The organism is Variovorax sp. TBS-050B (genome assembly GCF_029893635.1).
GTDB lineage: Bacteria > Pseudomonadota > Gammaproteobacteria > Burkholderiales > Burkholderiaceae_C > Variovorax.
The window spans coordinates 2841225-2866339 of sequence record NZ_JARXYR010000002.1 but is presented as its reverse complement, the minus strand read 5'-3'; the positions used below and the strand labels follow the sequence as shown (position 1 = coordinate 2866339).

Here is a 25115-nt window from a genome sequence, read left to right as displayed (position 1 = left end):
ATTCACGATCGCCCCTCCGACGCAAGAAATGCGGTGGTGTCCTGCAGCGTCCAGCTGCCGTCGCCGCCGAGCTGCAGCACGTGCGTGTGGAACTTCACCACGGCCGCGCGGTGCGCAACGCTGATGAGCGTGAGCTTCTCGTTGTTCGCCAGCAGCTGGTAGAGCGCGGCCTCGTTGGCATCGTCCAGTGCGCTGGTGGCTTCGTCGAGGATGACGAAGCGCGGAACATGCACCAGCAGGCGCGCGAAGGACAGGCGCTGCTGCTCGCCCATGCTCAGGATCTTTTCCCAGTGCTGGGTGGCATCGAAGCCGCCGACGCGCGCCAGCAGATCCGGAAGCTGCACCTCGGCAAGAATCTCGGTCAATCGATCGTCAGTGACGTCTTTGACATCCCGGGCCGGGTACAGCAGCTGCTGGCGCAGATTGCCCACCGGCATGTAGGGGCGCTGCGGCAGGAACAGGACGCTTTGCAACGGCGGGCGGCGCACCGTTCCACACCCCTGATCCCAGAGCCCGGCGATCGCCCTCAGCAGGCTGCTCTTGCCGCTGCCGCTCGGACCCGTGATGAGCAGGCCGTCCCCCGGTTCGAGTTCGAGCCGCAGGTCCTGCACCAGCACGCGATCCGACCCGGGCGTCTGCAGCGTGAGCGACTCGATCTGCAAGCCATCCCCTTCCTCGTGCAGATGGATGCGCTCCACCTCCTTCGAGGGGGTTGCCGCGGCGCGCTTCGCACCCGCCTGCTCCAACGGCGGCAGACCGACGGCCTTGGCCAGCGCATCCAGCCGGCCGATGCCGGCGACGAACTTGCTGAGCGATTCGAAGTTGTCCACGATGACCGTCACCGCCGTGAGCACGGCCGCGAAGGCGGCGACGGCCTGCGTCGCGCGCCCGACCTCCAACTCGCCGCTCAACACGCTCTGGGCCAGGATGACGACGGGCAGCACCAGGGTGAGCTGGCTGTAGGCGCGCTGGTACAGGTTCAGCGTGCGCTGCTTCTTGATGAGCTTGTCGTAGTTGGCATAGACGTCGTCGAAGCGCCGGTCGATCTGCGCGCGTTCCGGCGGCTCTCCCCGGTAGAACGCGATGCTCTCGGCGTTCTCGCGCAGGCGCATGAGCTCGAAGCGGAAATCGGCCTCGCGCTTGAGCTGCCAGAAGTTCAGGCGGATCAGCGGCTGGCCGAAGACCCACAGCGCGACCACCGTGCCGACGATGGCATAGACCGCCAGGAACGCCACCAGGATCTTGCTGATGCCCCACAGCACGGCGCTGAACGCCACCAGCTGCATCAGGGAGCCCAGGAGGATCAGCAGGAAGTTGATGCTGCGTCCGGTGAAGGTGTTGATGTCCTCCGCGATGCGCTGGTCGGGATTGTCGATGTCGGGCTGGGCGCCGAGATGGTAGTAGCGCCTGCGGGCCAGGTAGCCGTCGAGGAAGCGCCCGGTGAGCCACTTGCGCCACCGGTTGGCGAACGCATCGCGCATGAAGTAGTAGCTGGCATAGACCGGCACGGCCAGCGCCAGCACCATCAGGCTGCGGCGCAGCGCCTTCCAGAACCGGTCCGGATCGTGCGCGGCCAGGGACGACGTCAGCTCGCCCGTGGCGGCCACCAGCATCACCGCCAGCTGGGTGTCCAGCAGCATCAAGCCGATGAGCAGCGAGAGCAGCAGCCAGGCGGTGGTCCGCTTGTCTCCGGTCCAGAAGGGCTTGGCCACCCGCAGGAACTGCCTCCATGCCGCCATCGAGAGGCGAGGCGGGCGAGCGCGCGGGGCGCGACGCGATGTCGCCGCAGTGCTCTCGGTCGCAGGCGGATGCGCGCCCGATCCGGGAAAAGGGCGGGAAGAGACGGAGCTCGTTTTCATGGCCGCCAACCTTGTTGTTGTATGCGGGCCAATCTAAGGCGGCGGCCCAGCGCACGTCCACCTGTGCTTCACGCGAGCCCATGTAGGACGGCACCCGCCGGAACGACGGGCGTGCGCGCAGTGCGGCGAGTTGGGCTCAGCGCAGCACGCTGGCCTCGTCCTGCACGTGCTCGCGCACGGCTTCGGCCAGCAGCGTGCCGAGCCGCGCGGCGGGCGCTTCGGGCTGCGCCTGCGCGCGGTAGAGCGAGAGCGACATCTGCGGCAGCGCCGGCAGCCCGAGCAGCGTGCGGTCGATGGCGCGCACCTGCCGCGGCAGCCCGAAGGGCGTGCGCACCGACAGGCCGAGCCCGGCCGCGCTCGCGGCCCAGAGCGCCGCGAGGCTGCTGCTCGCGAAGGCATGGCGCCAGGGCAGGCCGGCGCGGTCGAGCGCGTCGGTGACGATCGCGCGCAGCGGACAGGGCCCGTCGAGCAGCACCAGCGGCAGCGGTTCGCGGGTCCTGCGCGCGGCACCGGTGCCGCGTTCGCGCTCGGTCCACCAGGGCGCATCGCACATCGCAGGGTCGGCCGCGCCGATCCACTGCAGCGGCAGGCGCGCGACGCGCTGCGCATGCGGCGCGATCGGCTGCTCGCCCGCGTCCCAGGCCAGTGCGAGGTCGAGCTCGCCGAGTTCGAAGCGCTCGCGCAGTTCCCAGCTGCGCGCCACGCAGGCCTCGATGCGCACCTTCGGATGGGCGCGCGCGAAGCGGCCGAGCACCGCGGGCAGCAGCGCCTCGCCGAAGTCCTCCTGCAGGCCGAGCCGCACCCAGCCCTCGAGGTCCACGCCGCGGATCGCGGCCCCGGCCTCGTCGTTGAGCGCGAGCAGCCGGTGCGCATAGGCCAGCAGCGTCTCGCCCGCGTCGGTCAGCTCCAGCCCGCGCCCGGCCTTGCGGAACAGCACCGTGCCGGCCTGCGACTCGAGCTTGCGCAGCTGCGCGCTGATCGCCGAGGTCGAGCGCCCGAGCCGGTCGGCCGCGCGCGCATAGCTGCCGAGCGCCACGCCGGTCGCGAAGCTGCGCAGCACGTCGAGATCGAAGAGCACCTGGGACATTGCAACCATCCTATTTTTCTGAACGATTCGGCGATTATTTTCTGATTTTCAAAATCGTCGCAAGCAGGGAGACTGCGACCCCGATGACCTCCACCACCTTCTCCCCCTCCCATTCCCTCCCGCCGCGCCACCGCTGGAAAGTGCTCGCCGCGGGCGTCGCGGCCAATGCCGCCTTCTCGGTCGCCTTCAGCGGCATTCCGATGACAGCCGTGCTGATGCGCTCGGGCTACCAGCTCGACAACGCCACCCTCGGCCTGGTGCTCGGCCTCATGGGCCTGGGCATCGCGGTCAGCGAACTGCCCTGGGGCCTGCTGACCGACCGCTGGGGCGACCGCCCCGTGCTGCTGCTGGGCCTGGGCGCCACCGCGCTCGCGCTCGCCGCGATGGCGCTCTGGGCCGCACCCGTGGCGGGCCATATCCCGGGTCTGGGCCTGCTCGGCGGCGGGCTGCTGCTGGTCGGGCTGCTCGGCGGCAGCGTGAACGGCGCCAGCGGCCGCGCGGTGATGACCTGGTTCGCGCCGGGCGAGCGCGGCCTCGCGATGAGCATCCGCCAGACCGCCGTGCCGCTGGGCGGCGGCATCGGCGCGCTGGTGCTGCCCTGGCTTGCGCTGCATGCGGGCTTTGCCGCGCTCTACGGCGTGCTCGCGCTGCTGTGCGCCCTCAGCGCCTGGATGGCCTGGGCCTGGGTGCACGAGCCGCCGCCCGAGCGCGCCGCACAGCCCCCGGCGGCGTCGACCGCGGCCTTGGCTGCGACGGCCGCGCGAACCGGGCCGCTGCGCGATCCGCGCGTGTGGCGCATCGTCGCGGGCATCGGCATCCTCTGCGCGCCGCAGTTCGCGGTGCTGTCCTTCGGCACCGTGTTCCTGCACGACTTCGGCCATGCGGGCCTGGGCACGATCACGGCCGCGATGGTGGCGGTGCAGGTCGGGGCGATGGTGATGCGCGTCTGGAGCGGCCGCTGGACCGACCGGCGCGGCAACCGGCCGGCCTACCTGCGCGCCTGCAGCGGGCTGAGCCTGCTGCTGTTCGCGGCGCTCGCGCTGCTGGCACTGGCCGCGGGCCCGCAGGCGGCCGATTCGGCGGCGCTGCGCATCGCGCTGGTGCTGCTGCTCGCGGCCTGCGGCGTCTGCGTCTCGGCCTGGCACGGCGTGGCCTACACCGAGCTGGCGACGCTGGCCGGCGCGGCGCGCGCGGGGACGGCGCTCGGCATGGCGAACACCAGCGTGTTCCTGGTCTGCTTCGTCACGCCGTTCTCGATCCCGCACCTGCTCGCGCTGCAGGGCTGGCCGCTGGTGTGGCTCGCGGCGAGCGCCTGCGCGCTGGTCGCGATGCCGCTGCTGGTGCCAGCTCAGGCGCCGGCGAAGCGCGCGAACACCGCATCGAGCCTCTCGACGTAGGCGCGCTTGGCGGCCGTGTCGATGAAGCTGCCTTCGAAGCTGTTGGCCGCGAGCTGCCAGGCATGGCGCACGCCGAGGCCGGTGGCGGCGAAGGTCTCGGTGAAGTTCTGGTTCATGTAGCCGCCGAAGTAGGCCGGGTCGTCGGAATTGACCGTGGCCACGAGCCCCGCGTCGAGCAGCGCGCCGAGGTTGTGCTGCGCCAGGTCCGGGAACACGCAGAGCTTGAGGTTCGACAGCGGGCACACGGTGAGCGGGATGCGTTCCTTGGCGAGCCGCTGCATCAGCGCCGGGTCCTTCGCGCTCTGCACGCCGTGGTCCACGCGCTCCACGTGCAGCACGTCGAGCGCGCTCCAGACGTAGGCGGGCGGGCCCTCCTCGCCCGCATGCGCGACGAGGTGCAGGCCGAGCGCGCGGCAACGTGCGAACACCCGCGCGAACTTCTCGGGCGGATGGCCGACCTCGCTCGAGTCGAGCCCCACGCCGATGAAGCGGTCGCGGAACGGCAGCGCCTGTTCGAGCGTCTCGAAGGCCTCGTCCTCGCTCAGGTGGCGCAGGAAGCACAGGATCAGCGAAGCGCTCACGCCCAGCTTCGCCTTCGCCTCGACGCAGGCGCGGTGCAGGCCGTCGATCACCGTCTGCATCGGCACGCCGCGCGCGGTGTGGGTCTGCGGGTCGAAGAACATCTCGGTATGAACCACGTGGTCGGCCGCCGCGCGCTCGAGGTAGGCCCAGGCCATGTCGAAGAAGTCCTGCTCCTTCAGCAGCACGCTCGCGCCGGCGTAGTAGATGTCGAGGAAGCTCTGCAGGTTGGTGAAGGCATAGGCCTTTCGCAGTTCCTCGACGCTCGCGTAGGGGATGGCGACGCCGTTGCGCTGCGCGAGCGCGAAGATCAGCTCGGGCTCGAGCGAGCCTTCGATGTGCATGTGCAGCTCGGCCTTGGGCATGGCGCGGAGCAGCTCGGGCAGGCGCTCGGGTGCGATGGCGTCGAAGCGCGGGTCGTAGGCGGGGCGGAAGTCGGTCATGGTGGGGTCTCGCGCGGAAGGTCGTTGTCGCGCACAGCATAAGGGCTCGCGCGGCCGCCGCGATGCGCGAAACCGTATGGGCTCGATGGATGCGGCGCGCCGGACGGCCTCACCACGCCGCCCCGTCCCCCTGCAACGCCCGCCGCGCGAGCAGGAAGGCGGCGGCGTTCCAGCTCTGTCCCGCCATGCCCATCGGCACCAGCGTGCGGCCGTGGAACCATTCGGTGAAGCGCCAGCCGCCGAGCTGGTTCACATGGGCGAGCCGCGCGAGTTCGCGCCATGCCTCGTCGTGCGCGCCGACGCGCGCGAGCGCCATGACCCAGAAGCCGCCCACGAAGGGCCAGATGCCGCCGTTGTGGTACTGGTGCACGACGTTCTGCTGGTGCCGCGCCATGTAGGGCCGCCACAGCGGATGCTCGCGCGTGAGCGGATGCAGCACCACGCGCACCGGGTACGGGTCGGCCGCGCGCGCGGCCGAGACGGTGCCGGCGATCCGCCGCGCGAACGCGGGATCGGCCAGGCCGCACTGGATCGCGAGCACGTTGCCGAACACGTCGCCTTCGTTGCCGGTGAACGACAGGTTGACGAAGCTCAGGTACAGGCCGGGATCGTCGCGGCCGCGGCGTGCGTAGTGGCGCAGCAGGCGTGCGCGGTGGTACTCGGGCAGGTCGCGCTGGAACGGGTTGAAGAGGTGGTTGAAGTGATAGTGCGTGGCCTCGGCCTCGGCGAGCGCGTAGCGCTGCTTCACCTCGTACCAGAGCGCGTTGGTGTAGAGCACGTAGCCCGAGCGCGGCATGATGTCGGCCCAGTCGCTGGCCTCGTTCTGCTGCAGCAGCCGGAAGTGCTGGTGCTCCTGCGCGAGCAGCCAGGCGATCGCGCGCTCCGCCTCGCGCGACCAGTGCGCGGCGCCGACCGTGCCGTGGCGCCGCACATGGTCCACCGCGATCAGCCACCAGAGCGTGGCATCGATGCAGCCGAGATACCAGAAGTCGGCATCGAGCCCCTCGGGGTCGACGTACTTGGGAATCTGCCCGTTCGGCGCCTGCTGCGCCGCGAGCGCATCGAGGCTCGCGACCGCGCCCTGCTCAAGCGCCGGCACGCCGCTGCCGCACATCGCCATCACGCAGATCGCGGCGTCGCGCCCGAAGATGCGCGTGTAGCGCCGCGCCACGGCGGCCTCGGTGCGTGCCGCCGCCAGGATGCCGTGCGGCGTGAGGTTGCGTTCCAGGAGTTCGAGGGAGGCCTGCGAGCAGGCGTCGATCAGCGCGAGCGAGGTGGTGGCGTCGGTGGGGAGGCTTCTCATGGGGTCGTCGGCGTCGCGGCGCGGGCCGGCACGGGCCCGCACGGAACGAAACGGCCGAGTATTGCAGCCTTTGCGCCGCCGCCGGCCGAACCCCTTCAGTCGACGCGGATGTGCCGCGCCTTCACGAGCGCGCCCACGCGGGCCGTTTCGGCGCTCACGAACTTCGCGAAGGCGTCGGGCGTGGTGCCCGCGGGCTCGAGGCCGAGCTGCAGCAGCTTCTCCTTGACCTTGGCATCGTGGACCGCGGCCTGCACCGCCTTGCCGAGCTGCTGCACGATGGCCGCGGGCGTGCCCTTGGGCAGGAAGACGCCGTTCCACTCGACCACGTTGTAGCCCGGAAGTCCGCTTTCGGCGAGCGTGGGCGTGTCGGGCAGCCCCGGCACGCGCCTGGACGAGCTCACGGCCAGCGCGCGCAGCTTGCCCGACTGCACGTAGCCGATGGTCGAGGCCACGTTGCCGAAGTAGGCCGAGACCTGCTCGCCCATCACGTCGGTCAGCGCGGGTGCGCCGCCCTTGTAGGGCACGTGCAGCAGGTTGATCTTCGCCTGCTCGTTGAGCGCCTCGCCCGCGAGGTGCGAGCCGGTGCCGCCGCCGGCCGAGGCGAAGCTCAGCTTGCCGGGGTTCTTGCGCGCATGATCGATGAACTCGGCCGCGGTCTTGTACGGCGCCGAGACCGGCACCACGAGGATCTGCGGCGCGGTGGCGACCAGCGAGACGGGAATGAAGTCCTTCGCGGCGTCGAAGGGCAGCTTGCGCAGCGACGGATTGACCGAGAAGGCCGAGGCGTCGTAGAGCACGGTGTAGCCGTCGCCGGGCGCCTTGGCCACGTTGTCGGCGCCGATCACGCCGCCCGCGCCGGGCCGGTTGTCGATGATGATCTGCTGGCCGAGCGCGGCGCTCATCTGCTGCGCGACGATGCGCGCGGTGTTGTCGGCGCCGCCGCCCGCCGCATAGGGCACGACCATGCGGATCGGCTTCTCGGGCCAGGCGGCCCAGCCCAGCAGCGGCACGCAGGCGGCCAGGGCGGCGATCGATTTCAGGACCAGTCTCTTCTTCATTCGGGATTCTCGGGGTTGGCGGTTGCAGGAAAGTCGTAGAGGCGCGCCGGGTTGTCGACCAGCACGCGGTGGCGCGCGGCCGCATCGGGCACCCACTGGCTCAGCAGGTCGAAGAGCTGCGCGTCGTCGGGCTTGGCGGCGCGCTCGGTGGGATGGGGCCAGTCGCTGCCCCAGACCAGGCGCTCGGGCGCCTGCCGCACCCAGGCGCGGGCGACGCTCGTCGTGTCGGCATAGCCGCCCCGCGCGCCGGCGCGCGAGTCGAGGTAGGCGCCGGAGAGCTTGATCCAGGTGCGGCCGTTGTCGAGCAGCCGGCTCACCACCTCGTAGGCCGGATGCGACAGCGCATCGGGCAGCGGCAGCCGCGCGAGATGGTCGAACACCACCGTGCCGGGCAGCCGCGCGAGCAGCGCCGCATGCGCGGCGATCTGCGCGGCGCTCCAGTGCAGTTGCACATGCCAGCCGAGCTGGTGCACGCGGTGCGCGAGCGGCTCGACCATCGAGAAGTCGGTCATCGCCTGCGCGGCGGTGTAGAGCGTGAAGCGGATGCCGCGAATGCCGCCCGCGTGCAGCCGCTCGAGTTCGGCATCGCCCACGTCGGGCCGCAGCACCGCCACGCCGCGCGCGCGCGCCGCGCCGAGCACGCGGATCGCATGCAGGGTCACGCTGTTGTCGGTGCCGTGCACGCGCGGCTGCACCACCACCGCGCGCTCGGTGCCGATGCGCCGCTGCAGCAGGCGGTAGTCGCCGGCGGTGGCGTGGTCGAGCATCGCGTCGGGCGAGCCGACGAGCGCGAAGCCGCGGTCGTACACGTGGATGTGCGCATCGCAGGCGAGCGCGGGCGCGCGGGCCGCGGGCGCATGCGTGCCGCTGCTGTGCGGCACTTCGTGCCCGCTCATTCCACCCGCCCCGCGCGCTGCGCCGCGAGCACCGCCTCGGTGTGCTGCCCGAGCGTGGGCGCGGCGAAGGGCTCGGGCCCCGGCGTGCGGCCGAAGGTCACGGCGCGCGTGAAGCCGCGGTAGCTGCCCAGCACGGGATGCGCGAACTCGGCCACCATGCCTTCGGCGAGCACCTGCGGATGGTCGAACATGTCCTCGACCGAGCGCGCGGGCGGCGCAGGGCACCTCTTCGCCGAAGCGCTCCTCCCATTCGAGGGCGCTGCGCGCGGCCAGCGCCTCGCGCAGCCGCGGCACGATCTCGGCCGCATGCTGCGCGCGCTTGCGCACCGTGTCGTAGCGTTCGTCCGCCGCGAGGTCGGCCAGGCCGGTCTTGGCGCACAGCGCCTGCCAGAAATGCGGCGTGTTGGCCGAGATGTAGATGTGGCCCTCGCGCGTGGGATGGATGCCGGTGATGCCGCCCGAGCGCATGTCGCGGCCCACGTCCTTCGGCTCGCCCTCGGCCCACACCAGCCGCGCCGACTGCATCGTGAGCGCCGAGCGCAGCAGCGAGATGCCGACGAACTGGCCCTCGCCGCTCTTCTCGCGCTCGTAGAGCGCCGACGCCACGCCGGACGCCACCAGCGCGGCCGCGTAGTAGTCGACCACCGAGCCGTAGAGGATCTCGGGCGGGCCGCCGCGCTGGCCCTGCAGCGTGCACATGCCGGTCATGGTCTGCAGCACTTGGTCGTAGCCGGCCTTGCCGGCGAGCGGGCCAGCCTCGCCGTAGCCCGTGAGGCTGCAGTAGACCAGGCGCGGATTGACGGCGCGCAGCTGCTCGTAGCCGATGCCCAGGCGCTGCGGCACGCCGGGGCGGAAGTTGTGCACCAGCACGTCGGCCGTGCGCACCAGCGCGATCAGCGCGGCCAGGCCCTCGGGCGTCTTGAGGTCGAGCACCACGCCGAGCTTGCTGCGGTTCACGCCCACGAAGGCGCGGCTCTCGGCCTCCAGCGTCGAGGGGTACTTGCGCAGGTTGTCGCCCGCGGGCGGCTCGATCTTGATGACCTCCGCGCCCTGGTCCGCCAGGAGCGAGCAGCCGTAGGGCCCCGCGATGTAGGCGCTCAGGTCGAGCACGCGCAGGCCGCTCAGCGGGCCGGCGGGGCCGGGGCGTGCGGGCAGGCTGGCGTCGTCTGGGGAGGCGTGGAGGCTCATGGATCGGTGGTTCCTCAGTCTGCGGTGATGTTCTGTTGCTTCGCGAGCTTCTTCCAGCGCGCGACGTCCTCGGCGATCACGGCGCCGAACTGCGCGCTCGACAGCGGCGTGGCGATCGCGCCTTCCTTCAGGAAATTGGCCGCAATGGCGGGCTTGGCGAGGATGCGGTTGACGGTGGCGTTGAGCTTGGCAACGACGTCGGCAGGCGTCCCGGCCGGTGCGAGCAGACCCCACCAGAGTTCGAATTCATAGCCCGGCACGGCCGCCGCCATCGGCGTGAGCTCGGGCGCGACCGGGCTCGGCTTCAGGCTCGTGATGCCCACCGCGCGCAGCTTGCCCGAGCGCACCATCGGCAGCAGCGAGGGCCCGCTCGAGATCAGCAGCTGCGTCTGGTTGCCCACGAGGTCGGTCACGGCCGGGCCCATGCCCTTGTAGGGGATGTGCGCGATCTGCAGCTCGCCCACCTTGGCCTTGAGCAGCTCGGTCGCGAAGTGGTTCACGCTGCCGGTGCCCGAGGAGGCGTAGTTGTACTGGCCGGGCTTCGCCTTGATCGCGGCGATCAGTTCGGCCGGCGTCCGGGCCGCGAACTCGTTGTTGACCGCGACGATGAAAGGCCCCTTGGCGAACATCGCCACCGGCGCGAGGCCGGTGACCGGGTCGAAGGGCATCTTCGCCTGCACCGCCGCGTTGGTGGTCATGCTCGAGGACACGGCCACCAGCGTGTAGCCGTCCGGCGCGGCCTTCGCGACTTGGCCGGTGCCGGTGTTGCCGCTCGCGCCGGGGCGGTTGTCGATGATCACGGGCTGCCTGAGTTCGTCGCCGAGCTCCTTCGCCACCTGGCGCGCGAAGGTGTCGTTGGAGCCGCCGGCGGGATACGGCACGACGATCGTGATCGGCTTGGCGGGGTAGGCCTCCTGCGCGGAGGCGCCGCCCGCCGAGAGCAGGCCGGCCGCGAGCGCGGCGGCCGAGGCGAGCGCGCGCAGGGTCGAGGGAATGGGCATCTGTCTTGTCTCCTGGTTTTCTTGTGGAACGGGGAACGGAAGCGGAAGAAGGCGCAGCAGGCTCAGCCCGGCAGCAGGCCGAGGCTGCGTGCGCTCGCGACGATGGCGCGCGCGCGGATCACGAACGGGATGTCGATCATCTTTCCGTCCACCACGTAGGCGCCCACGCCGGAGGCATCGGCCTCGCGCGCGGCTTCGACGACCTTGCAGGCGTGCGCGATCTCCTCGTCGGTGGGACGGAACACCTCGTTCGCGATCGCGGATCTGGCTCGGGTGGATGCAGGTCTTGCCGAGGAAGCCGAGGTTGCGCGCGAGCATCGCCTCGGCGCGGAAGCCCTCGGCATCGCGGATGTCCGCGAAGGCGCCGTCGTAGGCCCACACGTTCGCCTCGCCCGCGGCCATGCGCACCGCGAACATCGCCTGCCGGATCGCGGCCGGCTCGCGCCGCGCGATGCCGAGCGGCTCGAAGAGGTCGCCCAGGCCGAGCTGCAGCCCCGCCACGCGCGGATGCGCGGTCGCGAGCTGCGCGGCCGTGCGCAGCGCGGCGGGCGACTCGATGTTGAGCAGCAGGCCGATCGGCGCGGCCACGCCATGGGCCTGCTCGGCGCGTTCGATGGCCTCGACGGCGCTGCGCACGTGCGCCGGGCTCTCGGGCTTGGGCAGGTTGATCAGGTGCACGCCGGGCCGGGCCACGGCCGCGATGTCGGCGTCGAAGTGCCGCGTGTCCATCGCGTTGACGCGCACGATCACGGTCTTGCCCGAAGCGGCCGCGGCGCCGCCCTGCAGCAGGGTGCGCACGGTCTCGCGCGCCTCGGCCTTGCGCGGCTCGGCGACCGCATCCTCGAGGTCGAAACACACGCTGTCGGCCGCGCCGCCGAGCGCCTTGTCGAACAGTTCGGGTCGCGTGCCGGGAACGAACAGCTTGCTTCTCATGCGCCGCAGTGTGCGCATTCGCGCGGCGTGAAAGAAGCCGGCCGGCCTACGATCAGATGATAGAAAATCTATCTTTCATGGAAACAGCCTACCTGCAAAGCTTTCTTCTGGTGGTGGAATCGGGCTCGATGTCGGAAGCCGCGCGTCGCCTCGACCTCACGCCCGCCGCCGTGGCGCAGCAGATCCGCACGCTGGAGCGCGAGCTGCAGGCGCCGCTGGTCGCACGCGCAGGCCGCACGGTGCAGCCCACCGAGGCGGGCCACCGGCTGGTGCAGCGCGCACGCAACCTGCTGCGCGAGGTCGGCGACCTCAAGGCGGTGCTCGCGAGCGACGATGCGGCCGGCGGCGAGCTGCTCGTGGGCACCATCAACACCGCCATCCACAGCCTGCTGCCCGACATCCTCGCGCGCTTCGTGAAGACGCACCCGGGCGTGAAGGTGTACCTGCAGTCGGGCACCACGGCCACGCTGAGCCGCGCGGTGCAGCAGGGCGAGCTCGATGCGGCCGTCTGCCTTTCGCCGCCCTACCCGCTCGCGAAGACCTTCGACTGGTCGCTGCTGCGCGAGGAGCCGCTGGTGCTGCTCGCGCCCAGCCGGCTCGCGAAGCGCGATCCGCACGAGCTGCTGCGCACCTCGCCGCTGATCCGCTACGACCGCCGCCTCGGCGGCGGCAAGCAGGCCGACCGCTACCTGCGCGCCGCGGGCATCGTGCCCGAGGAACGCTTCGAGCTCAGTTCGCTGCTCGCGATCGCGATGATGGTCGACCGCGGCCTCGGCGTCTCGCTGGTGCCCGACATCGCCTCGCCGCTGCTCGACGGCCAGCGCATCGCGAAGATCGCGCTGCCGCTGCCCTCGGAGCCGCGGCGCTTCGGCATGCTGTGGCTGCGCGCGTCGCCGCGGCTGCGGTGGATCCAGGGCTTCGTCGAGAGCGCCGCGGAGGTGATCGCGCCGCCGCCTTCGCCGAGGCGGCCGCGGCGTCACTGACCGACGAGTTCAATCTGGTATATCGCTTCTGCAAAATGCGGACGGTTTGACCATCCGAGGCTCGTCGTCCGTCCGCCGTGACACAGCCTGACTCGCTCGCCTTCTCGGCTTGGACTGCGTTGCCTGAGGTAATTGCGCATCCGTCCGAAAAAGCACCTCAAGGCACTGCGACGAGATCCATCGTGCTCGATTACCATCCTGGCAAAACAATTCTTAACCGGAGGGATACGTGCCAAAGGACCGCAGGATTACGCTGGCCGCGATAAACATTGCTATGCATGCTCCACACCCGACGGAGCGCTACGTCGAACTGTTGCAGAAGGCGTTTCGACGACGGCTGATCGTACGAATGGGATCACTGCACGGCGTACTGCTTGGCACGCTCTATCGGCCCGAGCAACAGGGCAAAGACGTTCTGCTGTCGGGCGAGTTCTATAGGTTTGTGAAGCTGGACCCAGACCAGCCCTGGTTCAACGTCGAGAGGAAAGAGCCCGCAACGGAGCAGGACGTTGAGTCAATCAACATCCCGGGCCACCTGTTACCACACCTACAGCGGATTCCATTCGTCTTCAATGCGCGCCGTCACCAACTCTGGTACGTGTCTCGCGATCAAACGAACTCACTTGCCCCCGCCACCGCAGTGCGCTTCCTCGAAACTCTCCTGAAGGCCACGGCACTGGCGCACGATTTCCCTGAAATCAGCATTACAGCTGTTCCCGAGAGGACTTCCGTCGACGAGATCCTCAATCTCCCTGGCCTCGAGTACTTGAGGATCGAGCTAGTTCGACCCAATCCTGATTCAGGCGAGAGCGCGGAAGAGCGCTGGCTTCGAAAGCTTGAAGAGCAGAAGACGACGAAAGCCAAGCTTGAGCTGGTTCATGCGCGAAACCAGACCTTGGAGCCAGATGCTGAGACAAGGGAGATGGCATCTGTGGCCGCGAACAACGGTATCGTCTATGGTCGCGGGAGAACGGCCGATGGCCTCCCGATAGAGGACTCGACCAAGGACCGCCCATTGCAAAGGTACGAGTTCGTCGACACGAACATTGAGACCGCCGCGGATGTCGTGCGACGGGCTGCCGCGGGGTAACCGGAGACTCCCTTGGCTAAACCGAGCCCGATCTTCAAGCGTTTCTGGGTGGCCTATGGCGGTTCCGGAGCACTGCTCCGCTCGCCATACCTTTACGTCGCTCTACTGATTGCTCCTTTATGCTGGGGAACTTGGAGCGCGCCAAATTGGTGGGACACCGTGATCAGCGTGCTACCAAATCTGCTTGGATTCACCCTCGGAGGCTTCGCAATCTTCGTCTCCTTTGGCGACGCTCGGTTCATCGCGTCGCTCGCTGCGGAAGAGGAAAATGCCGTTCGACCGACCGTTTACCGAGAGCTGTGCGCGACGTTCGTCCACTTCATCCTGGTCCAAGTCGCAGCTCTCGTTCTCGCTATCGTGACAAAGGGCATGTGGTTCCAGGCAAATCTGCCCGACTACATCGCCAGTGCCCTGCCCATTGCCAACTTGGCATGGGGCGCGTTCTGCTACGCCGTCTTTCTCTACGCCCTTACATCGATCGTGGCAATCGCCCTCCATGTATTCCGCATCTCGACTATGTACGAGTTGTATCAGCGTATGGCAGCGCCAGACGAACCAGGCTGCTCTTGCCGCATTGAGCAGGAAGCAACGAAGTCCTAGCTCGCTCGTAAATCTCAGACAGCAACGCCTCGCGCGATGGCTCTGGAGCGCCTCGATGGCGGCCTCAGCGACGACCGCCTTGAAATTACAGTTGGTGAACTGTCTGACCGTAGGCTTAGGCTTAGCCTTCGCTGTACCACGATTCGCTCTCGGACGAGCCAAGGCTACGGAAGGCTTCGCACCAAGCCCGTGCAGCGCGATCCTTCGGCATGTCCCGATGTTTCCATCGGGACCTCGGCCCGTCTAGTGCGGCGGCTAGAGCATGCCGCAGAAGGGAAAAGGGCCGCTCGTGCGCGGCCCTCCTCGCATGCGTCGCCGAAGCGATCCGTCCGGCTTACTTCTTGTCCCCGCCCGGCACCTTGCCTTCGACGCCCTTGACGTAGAAGTTCACGCCAGAGAGGAACTTGTCGTCCGCGACCGCGTCCTTCGCGACCACTTCCTTGCCGTCCTGGCCGAGGATCGGGCCCTTCCAGATCGCGAAGCTGCCGTCCTTCAGGCCCTTCTTGACTTCCTCGACCTTGGCCTTGGCCTCGGCCGGCACGTCCTCGGCGATCGAGACGATGTCGATCGCGCCTTCCTTCACGCCCCACCAGCTCTGGCCGGTGGTCCACTTGCCGTCGAGCGCGTCCTGGGTGGCCTTGATGTAGTACGGCGCCCAGTTGATCGTGGCCGAGGCGAGGTGGGCCTTGGGGCCGTAGGCGGTCATGTCGGAATCCCAGCCGAAGGCGCGCTTGCCCTTCTCCTGCGCGGTCTTGAGCACGGCCGGCGAGTCGGTGTTCTGGAACAGGATGTCGGCGCCGCCGTTGATCAGCGCGGTGGCGGCCTCGGTCTCCTTCGGCGGGCTGAACCATTCGTTCACCCAGACGACCTTGGTCGTGATCTTCGGATTGACCGACTGCGCACCGAGCGTGAAGCTGTTGATGTTGCGCAGCACCTCGGGGATCGGCACCGAGCCGACGACGCCGAGCGTGTTGCTCTTGGTCATCGCGCCCGCGATGATGCCGGCCATGTAGGCGCCTTCGTAGGTGCGGCTGTCGTAGGTGCGCATGTTCTCGGCGGTCTTGTAGCCGGTGGCATGCTCGAACTTCACGTCCTTCGTGTCGTTGGCGACCTTGAGCATCGGCTCCATGTAGCCGAAGGTGGTGCCGAAGATCAGCTTGTTGCCCTGCCCGACCATGTCGCGGAACACGCGCTCGGCGTCGGCGCCCTCGGGCACGCTCTCGACGAAGGTGGTCTTGATCTTGTCGCCGAATTCCTTCTCGAGCGCCTTGCGGCCGTTGTCGTGCGCGAAGGTCCAGCCGCCGTCGCCGACCGGGCCGATGTAGGCGAATGCGATGTTGAGCGGCGCTGCCGGGGCGGGCGCGGCGGCCGCGGGGGCCGGTGCCGGCGCGGGCGCTGCGGCCGGTGCCGCGGGCTCCTCCTTCTTGCCGCAGCCGATCAGGGCTGCCGAAGCCACCGCGGTCAGGGCGGCGAGCTTGAGCAGGGAGCGCTTGTTCAGGTCGTTCATTGTCGAAATCCTCGAAAAAAGGACGGTTGGCGGGAAACGGGACGCGAGATTATGAACCGGGGTAGAACGGCTTTCCGATGGAAGCGGGCATGTTGATGCGGATGAACGCCGGGTTGCGCGAGATCAGCGCGAGCACCACGATCGGCGCGATGTACTGCAGCATGCTGAGGAACTGCGCCGGCACGTTGACGCCGCTGCTCTGCAGGTGGAAGCCGAGCATCGAGACGCCGCCGAACAGGTACGCCCCGAGCAGCACGCGCATCGGCCGCCAGGTGGCGAAGGTGGTGAGCGCGAGGGCGATCCAGCCGCGGCCCGCGACCATGCCCTCGACCCACAGCGGGGTGTAGACGGTGGAGAGATACGCACCCGCGAGCCCGCAGAGCGCGCCGCCCGCGATCACGGCGAGGAAGCGGATGCGCCGCACCGGGTAGCCGAGCGCATGCGCCGACTCGGGCGATTCGCCGACGGAGCGCAGCACGAGGCCGGCGCGCGTGCGGTAGAGGAACCAGATCAGGCCGACGGTCAGCAGCACCGCGCCATACACCATGGGGTGATGCCGGAACAGCGCGGGGCCGACGACGGGAATGTCGGCCAGCAGCGGGATCGCGTAGGCGCTGCTCTCGGGCAGCCGCGCCTGCACGAAGTTGATGCCGACGAAGGCCGAGAAGCCGACGCCGAAGAGGCTGAGCGCAAGGCCGGTGGCGTACTGGTTGGTGTTGAGCCAGATCACGAGCACGCCGAAGAAGGCGGCGAGCAGCGCGCCCGCGGCCATGCCCGCGAGGAAGCCGAGCCAGGGGTTGTGCGTGGTCACGACGGTGGCAAAGCCCGCGATGGCGGCACAGAGCATCATGCCCTCGGCGCCGAGGTTGACGATGCCGGCCTTCTCGTTGATGAGCAGGCCCAGTGCGGCGATCGCGAGGACCGTGCCTGCGCTCAGCGTCGAGCCCAGAAGGAGTGCGTAGCTTTCCATGGTCAGTCTTTCCGGTTGCCTTGGGGGTGGGGCTCGGCACGGTCGTTCAGGGCGCGTGCACAGGACACCGGGTACTCCCCTCCGCGAATGTCCCCCGCCTTCGGCTCTTCCTTTATTTCGCTGCGGGGAGCACCCGGTGCCCTGTGCACGGGGCACGCTCGTGGTTTGCGGCCGATCAACCAGTGCTCTGCTGGCTCCCGCCGACGGTGGGCTCCCCGCAGCGAAATAAAGGAGGAGGCCGCAGGCCGCGGGACATTCGCGGAGGGGAGCCCGCCGTCGGCGGGAGCGCGCCCCGAAGAACAACAACGGGTCATGCTCACCGCCCTCCGTCGCCAGCACCCGCAGCAGGCGCAACCACAGGCGTGCTGGCCTGCAGCGAGGCCGTCGTCATGCCCGCAGCCTTGGCGGCCGACTTGCCGCGGATGCGGTAGGCGATCAGCGTGTCGCAGGCCAGCAGGGTGAACAGCAGCAGGCCCTGGAACACGCCGGTGAGTGACTTGGGCAGGCCGAGGCGCGATTGCGCGAGTTCGCCGCCGATGTAGAACATGCTCATGAGGATGGCCGAGAAGACCATGCCGACCGGATGCAGCCGGCCGACGAAGGCCACGATGATCGCCGCGAAGCCGTAGCCGGCCGGGACGTAGGGCGTGAGCTGGCCGAGCGGGCCGGCCACTTCGAGCGCGCCCGCGAGGCCGGCCGCGCCGCCCGAGACCAGCAGTGCGGTCCACACCGCGCGCCGCGCCGAGAAGCCCGCGTAGCGCGCCGCCGCGGGGGCGAGCCCGCCCACCTGCTGCGCGAAGCCCGCGCGCGTGCGGAACAGGAAGACCCAGAGCGCGCCCACGCCGACCAGCGCGATGATCAGCCCGATGCTCACGCGCGAGCCCTTGAAGAGCCGCGGGATCTGCGTCACCGCCTCGAAGGTCTTGGACTGCGGGAAGTTGTAGCCCTGCGGGTCCTTCCAGGGGCCGAACACCATGTAGCTCAGCAGCAGCGTGGCCACGTACACCAGCATCAGGCTCACGAGGATCTCGTTGGCGTTGAAGCGGTCGCGCAGGAAGGCCACGATGCCGGCCCACACCATGCCGCCGAGCGTGCCCGCGATCAGGATGGCCGCCACGATCCACGAGCCCGTGGTCTTGTCGGCCATCAGCGCCACGCCGCCCGCGGCGATGGCGCCGAACACGAACTGCCCCTCGGCGCCGATGTTCCAGACGTTGGAGCGGAAGCACACCGCCAGCCCGAGCGCGATGATCAGCAGGGGCGTGGCCTTGATCGTGAGTTCGCCGATCGCATAGCCGCTCTTGATCGGCTCGTAGAAGAACACCAGCAGGCCCTTGACCGGGTCCTTGCCGAGCGCCGCGAACAGCGCCACGCCGATCAGCACCGTGATCAGCAGCGCGAGCAGCGGCGAGGCGAAGGTCCAGAAGCGCGAGAGCTCCGGACGCGCTTCGAGCTTAAGCATGGGCCGCCTCCTTCGCCGCTGCTGCCGCGCCGTCGCGGTCCCAGAGGCCGCTCATCCATTCGCCGATCTGCGGCAGCGTGGCGGCCGCGCGGTCGATCGAGGGCGACAGCCGGCCCTTGGCGATCACGTGCAGGCGGTCGCTGATGTCGAACAGCTCGTCGAGCTCCTCGCTGACCACCAGCACCGCGCAGCCCGCGTCGCGCAGCGCGAGGATCTCGCCGCGGATCAGCGCGGCCGCCCCCACGTCGACGCCCCAGGTCGGCTGCGAGACGATGAAGAGCTTGGGGTTCGCGTCGATCTCGCGGCCCACGATGAATTTCTGCAGGTTGCCGCCCGAGAGCGAGCGCGCCGCCGCATGCGGGCCGCCGGCCTTGACCTGGAAGCGCTCGATGATCGCGCGCGCATGCCTTTCGAGCGCGCCGGTGCGGATCCAGCCGCCCTTGCCGACCGCGTTGCCGCGCGTGAGCAGCAGGTTGTGCGCCAAGCCGAGGGTGGGCACCGCGCCGCGGCCCAGCCGCTCCTCGGGCACGAAGTGAAGGCCGAGCGCGCGGCGCGCGCGCGGCCGCAGCCGGCCGGTCGGCCTGTCGAAGACGCGGATCATCGAGGCCTCGGCGCGCACGTCCTCGCCCGACAGCGCATAGAGCAGCTCCTTCTGCCCGTTGCCCGAGACGCCGGCGATGCCGACCACCTCGCCCGCGCGCACCTCGAAGGAGATGCCGTCGAGATCGACGCCGAACTGGTCCTCGCGCGCGAGCGAAAGGCGCTGCACCGAGAGCGCCACCGCGCCCGCATGCACCGGCCGGTGCGTGAGCGGCGGCGGCTCGGTGCCGATCATGAGCCGCGACAGCGACTCGTTGCTCTCCTGCTGCGGGTCGCACACGCCCGTGACCTTGCCGCCGCGCAGCACCGTGCAGGCGGTGCACAGTTCGCGGATCTCGTGCAGCTTGTGGCTGATGTAGAGGATGCTGCAGCCTTCCGACGCCAGCTTGTTGAGCACGCCGAAGAGCCGGACCACGGCCTGCGGCGTGAGCACCGAGGTGGGCTCGTCGAGGATCAGGAGCCGGGGGTTGGTGAGCAGCGCGCGGATGATCTCGACCCGCTGCATCTCGCCCACCGACAGCGTGTGCACCGGGCGCGCCGGATCGATGTCGAGCCCGTACTCGGCCGCCTTGGCCGCGATGCTGCGCGCCACCTCGCCGAGCGAGAGCGACTTGTCGAGCCCGAGCCAGACGTTCTCGGCCACCGTGAGCGTGTCGAACAGGCTGAAGTGCTGGAACACCATGCTGATGCCCAGCGCCCGCGCCTGCTGCGGATTGCGCAGCTGCACCGGCTGGCCATCGAAGGCGACCGAGCCCTCGTCGGGCTTGACCGAGCCGTAGATGATCTTCATCAGCGTCGACTTGCCGGCGCCGTTCTCGCCGAGCACGGCATGGATCTCGCCGGGCGCAACGGCCAGCGAGATGTCGCTGTTCGCCACCACCGCGGGGTAGCGCTTCGTGATGTGGGCGAGCTGGAGTCGTGGGATGGTCATGCCGGGGCCTGGTGCGAAACAGCTACAAGTTTAATAGCGTACCCAAAGGAACCCGGCCCCCGGTCTTCGCCAGTGCACCCGTGGAACCGGCTTTGCCGCGCCACCGGGTGCGCCCCCCAGTGGGGGGAGGCGCCGAAGGCGCATCGGGGGGCGTCCTCAATGGCCGCCGACGTAGGCGAACTTGAAGAGGAAGATCGCCGCGATCACCCAGACCATCGCATGCACTTCCCGTGCCCGGCCGGTGAAGAGCTTGAGCACCGCATAGGTGATGAAGCCGAAGGCCAGCCCATTCGCGATCGAGTAGGTGAAGGGCATCGCGAGCGCGGTGACCACGGCCGGGATCACTTCGGTCGTGTCCTCCCAGTCGAGCTCGACCAGGTCGCGCAGCATCAGGCAGCCCACGAAGAGCAGCGCCGGCGCGGTCGCATAGGCGGGCACCGAGCCCGCGAGCGGCGAGATCATCAGGCAGGCCAGGAAGAGCAGCGCCACCACCACCGCCGTGAGCCCGGTGCGCCCGCCCGCCTGCACGCCGGCCGCGCTCTCCACGTAGGCCGTGGTGCTCGAGGTGCCGAGCAGCGAGCCCGCGAAGATCGCGCCGCTGTCGGCCAGGAGCGCCTTGTTCATGCGCTCCATCTTCCCCGGCACCAGCAGGCCGGCGCGCTTGGCCACGCCCATCAGCGTGCCGGTCGCGTCGAACATCTCGACCAGGAAGAACACCAGCACCACGTTGAGGATGCCGCCCTTGAGCGCGCCGAGGATGTCGAGCTCGAGGAAGGTGGGCGCGATCGACGGCGGCGCGTCGAAGATGCCGTGGAACTTGTTGCCGCCGAAGAAGAACGACAGCACCGTGACCACCATGATGCCGATGAGGATGGCGCCGCGCACCCGCAGCTTGTCGAGCACCACGATGATCAGGAAGCCCAGCGTGGCGAGCACCACCGGCGCCGAATGCAGGTTGCCGAGCGTGACGAAGGTCGCGGGCGAGGCCGCCACCACGCCGGCGCTCTTGAGCGCGATCAGGGCGAGGAACATGCCGATGCCGACCGTGATCGCGGTTCGCAGCGACTGCGGTATGCCCTGGATGAACAGCTCGCGCAGCCCGGTGACCGTGACCAGCAGGAACAGGCAGCCCGAGATGAACACCGCCCCGAGCGCGATCTGCCAGGTGTAGCCCATGCCGAGCACCACCACGTACGAGAAGTAGGCGTTGAGCCCCATGCCCGGCGCCATCGCGATCGGATAGTTGGCATACAGGCCCATGATCAGCGTGCCGATCGCCGCGATCAGGCAGGTGGCGACGAACACCGCGCCCTTGGGCATGCCCGCGTCGCCGAGGATCGAGGGATTGACGAAGATGATGTAGGCCATCGTCAGGAAGGTCGTGAGCCCCGCGATGACCTCGGTGCGCACCGTGGTGTTGTGTTCGGCCAGGCCGAACATGCGTTCGAGCCAGCCGCCGCCCTGCGGCATGCGGGCGGCGGGCGCGGCCGCGCGGGCATCGGTGACCTTGGGCACCTCTTCAAACCTGTTCATTTCGCTTGTCTCCAGCTGTTGTATGTGGCGGTTCGTTCATCGTTGTCCCTTCGGCCGCGGCGCCAGCGCGGCCGGGGACTTCAGGGCGGATCGGCGGCAGCAGCGGCGGGCACGGGCCGCAGCGACGCGGCCACGCCCTTGATGCAGTCGCGCAGCCAGCGCGCGGAACTTGAGGAATGGGTGCGCTCGTGCCAGAGCTGGTAGTACATGAGCCGCGGCAGCGCCACCGGGCAGTCGAGGATCTTCACCGGCAGCCGCGCGGCGAAGCGCTCGCAGTACTGGCGCCCGGTGGTCAGCACCAGCAGGCTCGAAGCCACCATGTCCGGTATCAGCCCGAAGTGCGCGCAGCGCGCCGTGATGTTGCGCTGCCGGCCGAGCTCGTCGAGCATCTGGTCGATGATGCCGCGCCCGCCCGGATGCATCGGCGTGGGCGCGATGTGCTCGGCCGCGAGCCATGTCTCCAGGTCCCAGCCGCGGCGCACCGCGGGATGGTCCTGGTTCACGAGCGACACCACCTCGTCGCCGAAGAGCCGCGCCATGTGCAGGTCCTCGGGCGGCTTCAGCCAGTTGCCGATCACCAGGTCGACCTGGCCGAGCGACAGGTGGCCGTGGTAGTCCGAATCGGGCGACAGCGGATGGATCTCGATGTGGCACATCGGCGCCTCGCGCTTGACCTGCGCCACGACCAGCGGCAGGAACAGCGGGTCCATGTAGTCGCTCGCGGCGATGCGGAAGGTGGTGGCCGCGGTCTGCGGCTCGAAGCCGCGCGCGTCGGAGAACAGCATCTCGGCCGCGCGCAGGATGCTCGCGGCCGGCTCGATCATGCGCAGCCCCGCATCGGTCGGCACCATGCCCGAACCCGATCGCACCAGGAGCGGATCGCCCGAGAGCTCGCGCAGCCGCTTGAGCGCGGCCGACACCGCGGGCTGGTACATGCCCAGGCGGATGGCGGCACGCGAGACGCTGCGGTCGGTCAGCACGGTATGGAGCACCCGGATGAGGTGGAGATCGATCTTGTCGAAAAGAGCCTGGTCGCGCATGGCCGCTCGAACGGTAGTGACGATGCGGGCGGTTATACGCCGCGAGGGTTCGGACAGCCGAACGCAGAGATCGCGAAGGTTTCGCAGAAGTCGCAAAAGAAGAACATGAAAAATCCTTGAGGCTCTTCTTCTGCGACTTCTGCGTGACTTTTGTATGGCTTCTGCGTTCGGCTGTCCGCTTTCGCGGCCTCAGCCAGCCTGCACGGCCGTCACCGCCCGCAGGATCGACTCGCTCGTGGCCGGCGCCCTGAGCGGCGGGTCGATGCGGTGGCCGCCCGCGGCAGAGACCGCGTCGCGGATCGCGAAGAAGACCGAGAACGGCAGCAGGAGCGGCGGCTCGCCCACGGCCTTGCTGCGGTGGATCGAGTCCTCGAAGTTCTGGCCTTCGAACAGGCGCACGTTGAACACCGGCGGGCAGTCGTTGGCCGTCGGGATCTTGTAGGTGCTCGGCGCGTGGGTGGTGAGCTTGCCGCTCTGCGGATGCCACACCAGCTCCTCGGTCGTGAGCCAGCCCATGCCCTGGATGAAGGCGCCTTCGACCTGGCCGATGTCCACCGCCGGGTTCAGCGACTTGCCCGCGTCGTGCAGGATGTCGGCGCGCAGCAGCTTCCATTCGCCCGTGAGCGTGTCCACCACCACCTCGCTCACGGCCGCGCCGTAGGCGTAGTAGTAGAAGGGGCGGCCCTGCATGCGCTCCTTGTCCCAGCTCAGGCCCGGCGTGGCGTAGAAGCCGTCGGACCAGAGCTGCTTGCGGTCGAGGTAGGCCTCGCCCACCACGGTGCTGAAGGCCAGCGTGCGGCCGTTGACCTCGACCTTGTCGTTGGCGAAGCGCACCTCGCCGGCCTTGCCGCCGTGGCGCTCGGCCGCGCTCTCGGCCAGGCGCTCGCGGATCTGGCGCGCGGCGTCCTGCGCGGCCTTGCCGTTGAGGTCGGCGCCGGTCGAGGCGGCGGTGGCCGAGGTGTTGGCGACCTTGGTGGTGTCGGTGGCCGTGACGCGCACGCGCTCGAAGCTCACGCCGAGCTCGTGCGCCACCACCTGCGCCACCTTGGTGTTGAGGCCCTGGCCCATCTCGGTGCCGCCGTGGTTCACGAGGATCGAGCCGTCGGTGTACACATGCACCAGCGCGCCGGCCTGGTTGAAGTGCTTGACGTTGAACGAGATGCCGAACTTCAGCGGCGCGAGCGCGAGGCCGCGCTTGAGCACCGGGCTCTTGGCATTGAAGGCGGCGATCTCCTCGCGCCGCGCGCGGTAGCCGCTCGTGGCTTCGAGCTCGGCCACGAGCTCGTGCACGATGTTGTCGGTCACGGTCTGGCGGTAGGGCGTGACGTTGTTCTCCGTCTTGCCGTAGAAGTTGACACGCCGCACGTCGAGCGGATCGCGCCCGAGCGCGCGCGCCACCGAGTCCATGATGTTCTCGACCGCGATCGCGCCCTGCGGCCCGCCGAAGCCGCGGAAGGCGGTGTTGCTCTGGGTGTTGGTGCGGCCCGAGTAGCCGTGCATCGCGACGTTGGGCAGCCAGTAGGCGTTGTCGAAGTGGCACAGCGCCCGCGTCATCACCGGGCCCGAGAGGTCGGCCGAGTGGCCGGCGCGCGAGACCATCGTGATCTCGGCGCCGAGGATGCGGCCCTCGCCGTCGTAGCCCACTTCGTACTCGTACCAGAAGCAGTGGCGCCGGCCGGTGATCATGAAGTCGTCGTCGCGGTCGAGCCGCAGCTTGACCGGGCGGCGCAGCTTGCGCGCGGCGACGGCAGCCACGCAGGCGAACAGCGCCGACTGCGATTCCTTGCCGCCGAAGCCGCCGCCCATGCGCCGGCATTCCACATGCACTTCGTTCGACTGCAGGTGCAGCGCATGCGCCACCAGGTGCTGCATCTCGCTCGGATGCTGGGTGGAGCAGTGCACGTGCAGCGCACCGCCCTCCTTCGGAATGGCGTAGCTGATCTGGCCTTCGAGGTAGAACTGCTCCTGGCCGCCGACCTCGAAGCTGGCCTTGTGGCGGTGCGGCGCGGCAGCGATGGCCGCGCGCACGGCGGCTTCGTCGCCCTCGTTGGCGCTGCCGCCGCTGCGCACGATGTGCATCGGCGGCACCACGTACTGGCCACGTGCATGGGCCTCCTGCGGCGTGAGCACGGGCGGCGCGGCCTCGACGCTCAGCGCGTCCTTCGCGCGGGCCGCGGCGCGGCGCGCGGCGTCGCGCGTCTCGGCGATCACCGCGAACACCGGCTGTCCCAGGTAGCGGATCTCGCCGCCGTCCTTCACCGACAGCAGGATCGGGTCGTCATGCACGATCGAGCCGCAGTCGTTGCTGCCTGGAATGTCGTCGGCCGTGAGCACGGCCACCACGCCCGGCATGGCGCGGATCGCATCGAGCGACAGCGCCGTGACCCGGCCGTTGGCCGCGGGCGAGAGGCCGAGCGCGCAATGCAGCGTGCCGGCGACCTCGGGAATGTCGTCGACGTAGGTGGCCTCGCCGGCCACGTGCAGGTGCGCCGACTCGTGCGGCCGGCTGATGCCGACGCGCGCACCCTGCTCGTGCGCGAGCGCCTCGGCGCCCACGTCGATGCGCGCGGCGGTGTTCTTCAGGTAGTCGGCGAAGGCCTCGGCGGGCTGCAGGAGGCGGGGGTCGAGGGGCTTGTTCATTCAGAACTCCAATTC

The 25115-nt window shown here is 69.4% G+C and carries 18 protein-coding genes and 2 pseudogenes; 4 read left to right on the top strand and 16 right to left on the bottom strand.

Annotated elements, in window-relative coordinates; genetic code table 11:
* Nucleotides 1-2: 2 nt before the first annotated feature.
* Nucleotides 3-1739 (bottom strand): ABC transporter ATP-binding protein/permease, encoded by a 1737-nt coding sequence (locus M2165_RS16310; protein WP_280815641.1) that lies wholly within the window; start codon nt 1737-1739, stop codon nt 3-5.
* Nucleotides 1740-1995: 256 nt separating this feature from the next.
* The gene (locus tag M2165_RS16305; RefSeq protein WP_280815640.1) at nt 1996-2946 is read right to left on the bottom strand and encodes a LysR substrate-binding domain-containing protein; all 951 of its coding nucleotides are present in this window, start codon (nt 2944-2946) and stop codon (nt 1996-1998) included.
* 83 nt (nt 2947-3029) lie between these two features.
* Here M2165_RS16305 and M2165_RS16300 point away from each other — a divergent pair, with 83 nt between their 5' ends.
* Nucleotides 3030-4343 carry an MFS transporter gene (locus M2165_RS16300; RefSeq protein WP_280815639.1) on the top strand — a complete coding sequence of 438 codons (1314 nt, stop codon included), beginning with the start codon at nt 3030-3032 and terminating at the stop codon, nt 4341-4343.
* Here M2165_RS16300 and M2165_RS16295 read toward each other — a convergent pair.
* The 7 genes and pseudogenes from M2165_RS16295 to M2165_RS16265 all read right to left on the bottom strand — a co-directional run bounded on the left by M2165_RS16295 (nt 4295) and on the right by M2165_RS16265 (nt 11744).
* On the bottom strand, nt 4295-5365 hold the full coding sequence (locus M2165_RS16295; RefSeq protein WP_280815638.1) for an adenosine deaminase: 1071 nt from the start codon (nt 5363-5365) through the stop codon (nt 4295-4297). The two genes, M2165_RS16300 and M2165_RS16295, sit on opposite strands and share 49 nt — an antisense overlap.
* A gap of 109 nt (nt 5366-5474) precedes the next feature.
* The gene (locus M2165_RS16290; RefSeq protein ID WP_280815637.1) at nt 5475-6668 is read right to left on the bottom strand and encodes a glycoside hydrolase 100 family protein; all 1194 of its coding nucleotides are present in this window, start codon (nt 6666-6668) and stop codon (nt 5475-5477) included.
* Nucleotides 6669-6763: 95 nt separating this feature from the next.
* On the bottom strand, nt 6764-7726 hold the full coding sequence (locus M2165_RS16285; protein WP_280815636.1) for a tripartite tricarboxylate transporter substrate binding protein: 963 nt from the start codon (nt 7724-7726) through the stop codon (nt 6764-6766).
* Nucleotides 7723-8622 (bottom strand): amidohydrolase family protein, encoded by a 900-nt coding sequence (locus M2165_RS16280; protein WP_280815635.1) that lies wholly within the window; start codon nt 8620-8622, stop codon nt 7723-7725. Before M2165_RS16280 ends, M2165_RS16285 begins: the two co-directional genes overlap by 4 nt.
* Nucleotides 8619-9810 (bottom strand): annotated as a pseudogene (locus tag M2165_RS16275) (CoA transferase). Before M2165_RS16275 ends, M2165_RS16280 begins: the two are co-directional and overlap by 4 nt.
* A gap of 14 nt (nt 9811-9824) precedes the next feature.
* Nucleotides 9825-10811 (bottom strand): tripartite tricarboxylate transporter substrate binding protein, encoded by a 987-nt coding sequence (locus M2165_RS16270; RefSeq protein WP_280815634.1) that lies wholly within the window; start codon nt 10809-10811, stop codon nt 9825-9827.
* A 62-nt stretch (nt 10812-10873) separates the two neighbouring features.
* Nucleotides 10874-11744 (bottom strand): annotated as a pseudogene (locus tag M2165_RS16265) (CoA ester lyase).
* Between the two features lie 77 nt (nt 11745-11821).
* Between M2165_RS16265 and M2165_RS16260 the strand changes: the two are divergent.
* The 3 genes from M2165_RS16260 to M2165_RS16250 all read left to right on the top strand — a co-directional run bounded on the left by M2165_RS16260 (nt 11822) and on the right by M2165_RS16250 (nt 14417).
* The gene (locus M2165_RS16260) at nt 11822-12727 is read left to right on the top strand and encodes a LysR substrate-binding domain-containing protein (protein WP_280815633.1); all 906 of its coding nucleotides are present in this window, start codon (nt 11822-11824) and stop codon (nt 12725-12727) included.
* Nucleotides 12728-12956: 229 nt separating this feature from the next.
* The gene (locus M2165_RS16255; protein ID WP_280815632.1) at nt 12957-13817 is read left to right on the top strand and encodes a DUF4747 family protein; all 861 of its coding nucleotides are present in this window, start codon (nt 12957-12959) and stop codon (nt 13815-13817) included.
* A gap of 12 nt (nt 13818-13829) precedes the next feature.
* Nucleotides 13830-14417: a hypothetical protein gene (locus M2165_RS16250; protein ID WP_280815631.1), complete on the top strand. Its 588-nt coding sequence runs from the start codon at nt 13830-13832 to the stop codon at nt 14415-14417.
* A 334-nt stretch (nt 14418-14751) separates the two neighbouring features.
* On the opposite strand, the gene M2165_RS16245 is transcribed toward M2165_RS16250, so the two are convergent.
* From M2165_RS16245 to xdhB, 7 genes are all read right to left on the bottom strand, one after another.
* Nucleotides 14752-15924, bottom strand: coding sequence for a BMP family ABC transporter substrate-binding protein (locus M2165_RS16245; RefSeq protein ID WP_280815630.1), 1173 nt, complete (start codon nt 15922-15924; stop codon nt 14752-14754).
* 49 nt (nt 15925-15973) lie between these two features.
* Nucleotides 15974-16894, bottom strand: a complete 921-nt coding sequence (locus M2165_RS16240) for an ABC transporter permease (protein WP_280815629.1) — start codon at nt 16892-16894, stop codon at nt 15974-15976.
* Between the two features lie 316 nt (nt 16895-17210).
* Nucleotides 17211-18356: an ABC transporter permease gene (locus tag M2165_RS16235; protein ID WP_280815628.1), complete on the bottom strand. Its 1146-nt coding sequence runs from the start codon at nt 18354-18356 to the stop codon at nt 17211-17213.
* Nucleotides 18349-19887, bottom strand: coding sequence for an ABC transporter ATP-binding protein (locus tag M2165_RS16230; RefSeq protein WP_280815627.1), 1539 nt, complete (start codon nt 19885-19887; stop codon nt 18349-18351). Before M2165_RS16230 ends, M2165_RS16235 begins: the two co-directional genes overlap by 8 nt.
* 156 nt (nt 19888-20043) lie before the next feature.
* Nucleotides 20044-21357 (bottom strand): NCS2 family permease, encoded by a 1314-nt coding sequence (locus tag M2165_RS16225; protein ID WP_280817557.1) that lies wholly within the window; start codon nt 21355-21357, stop codon nt 20044-20046.
* A gap of 143 nt (nt 21358-21500) precedes the next feature.
* The gene (locus M2165_RS16220; RefSeq protein WP_280815626.1) at nt 21501-22460 is read right to left on the bottom strand and encodes a LysR family transcriptional regulator; all 960 of its coding nucleotides are present in this window, start codon (nt 22458-22460) and stop codon (nt 21501-21503) included.
* A gap of 189 nt (nt 22461-22649) precedes the next feature.
* A complete protein-coding gene (gene xdhB / locus M2165_RS16215; protein ID WP_280815625.1) occupies nt 22650-25100 on the bottom strand; it encodes a xanthine dehydrogenase molybdopterin binding subunit in 2451 nt (816 codons plus the stop codon).
* Nucleotides 25101-25115: the final 15 nt, after the last annotated feature.

Coding starts and splice junctions, on each gene's coding strand:
- M2165_RS16310 (WP_280815641.1), bottom strand. CDS start 1,739: ATGGCGGCATGGAGGCAGTTCCTGCGGGTGGCCAAGCCCTTCTGGACC.
- M2165_RS16305 (WP_280815640.1), bottom strand. CDS start 2,946: ATGTCCCAGGTGCTCTTCGATCTCGACGTGCTGCGCAGCTTCGCGACC.
- M2165_RS16300 (WP_280815639.1), top strand. CDS start 3,030: ATGACCTCCACCACCTTCTCCCCCTCCCATTCCCTCCCGCCGCGCCAC.
- M2165_RS16295 (WP_280815638.1), bottom strand. CDS start 5,365: ATGACCGACTTCCGCCCCGCCTACGACCCGCGCTTCGACGCCATCGCA.
- M2165_RS16290 (WP_280815637.1), bottom strand. CDS start 6,668: ATGAGAAGCCTCCCCACCGACGCCACCACCTCGCTCGCGCTGATCGAC.
- M2165_RS16285 (WP_280815636.1), bottom strand. CDS start 7,726: ATGAAGAAGAGACTGGTCCTGAAATCGATCGCCGCCCTGGCCGCCTGC.
- M2165_RS16280 (WP_280815635.1), bottom strand. CDS start 8,622: ATGAGCGGGCACGAAGTGCCGCACAGCAGCGGCACGCATGCGCCCGCG.
- M2165_RS16270 (WP_280815634.1), bottom strand. CDS start 10,811: ATGCCCATTCCCTCGACCCTGCGCGCGCTCGCCTCGGCCGCCGCGCTC.
- M2165_RS16260 (WP_280815633.1), top strand. CDS start 11,822: ATGGAAACAGCCTACCTGCAAAGCTTTCTTCTGGTGGTGGAATCGGGC.
- M2165_RS16245 (WP_280815630.1), bottom strand. CDS start 15,924: ATGAACGACCTGAACAAGCGCTCCCTGCTCAAGCTCGCCGCCCTGACC.
- M2165_RS16240 (WP_280815629.1), bottom strand. CDS start 16,894: ATGGAAAGCTACGCACTCCTTCTGGGCTCGACGCTGAGCGCAGGCACG.
- M2165_RS16235 (WP_280815628.1), bottom strand. CDS start 18,356: ATGCTTAAGCTCGAAGCGCGTCCGGAGCTCTCGCGCTTCTGGACCTTC.
- M2165_RS16230 (WP_280815627.1), bottom strand. CDS start 19,887: ATGACCATCCCACGACTCCAGCTCGCCCACATCACGAAGCGCTACCCC.
- M2165_RS16225 (WP_280817557.1), bottom strand. CDS start 21,357: ATGCCGCAGGGCGGCGGCTGGCTCGAACGCATGTTCGGCCTGGCCGAA.
- M2165_RS16220 (WP_280815626.1), bottom strand. CDS start 22,460: ATGCGCGACCAGGCTCTTTTCGACAAGATCGATCTCCACCTCATCCGG.
- xdhB (WP_280815625.1), bottom strand. CDS start 25,100: ATGAACAAGCCCCTCGACCCCCGCCTCCTGCAGCCCGCCGAGGCCTTC.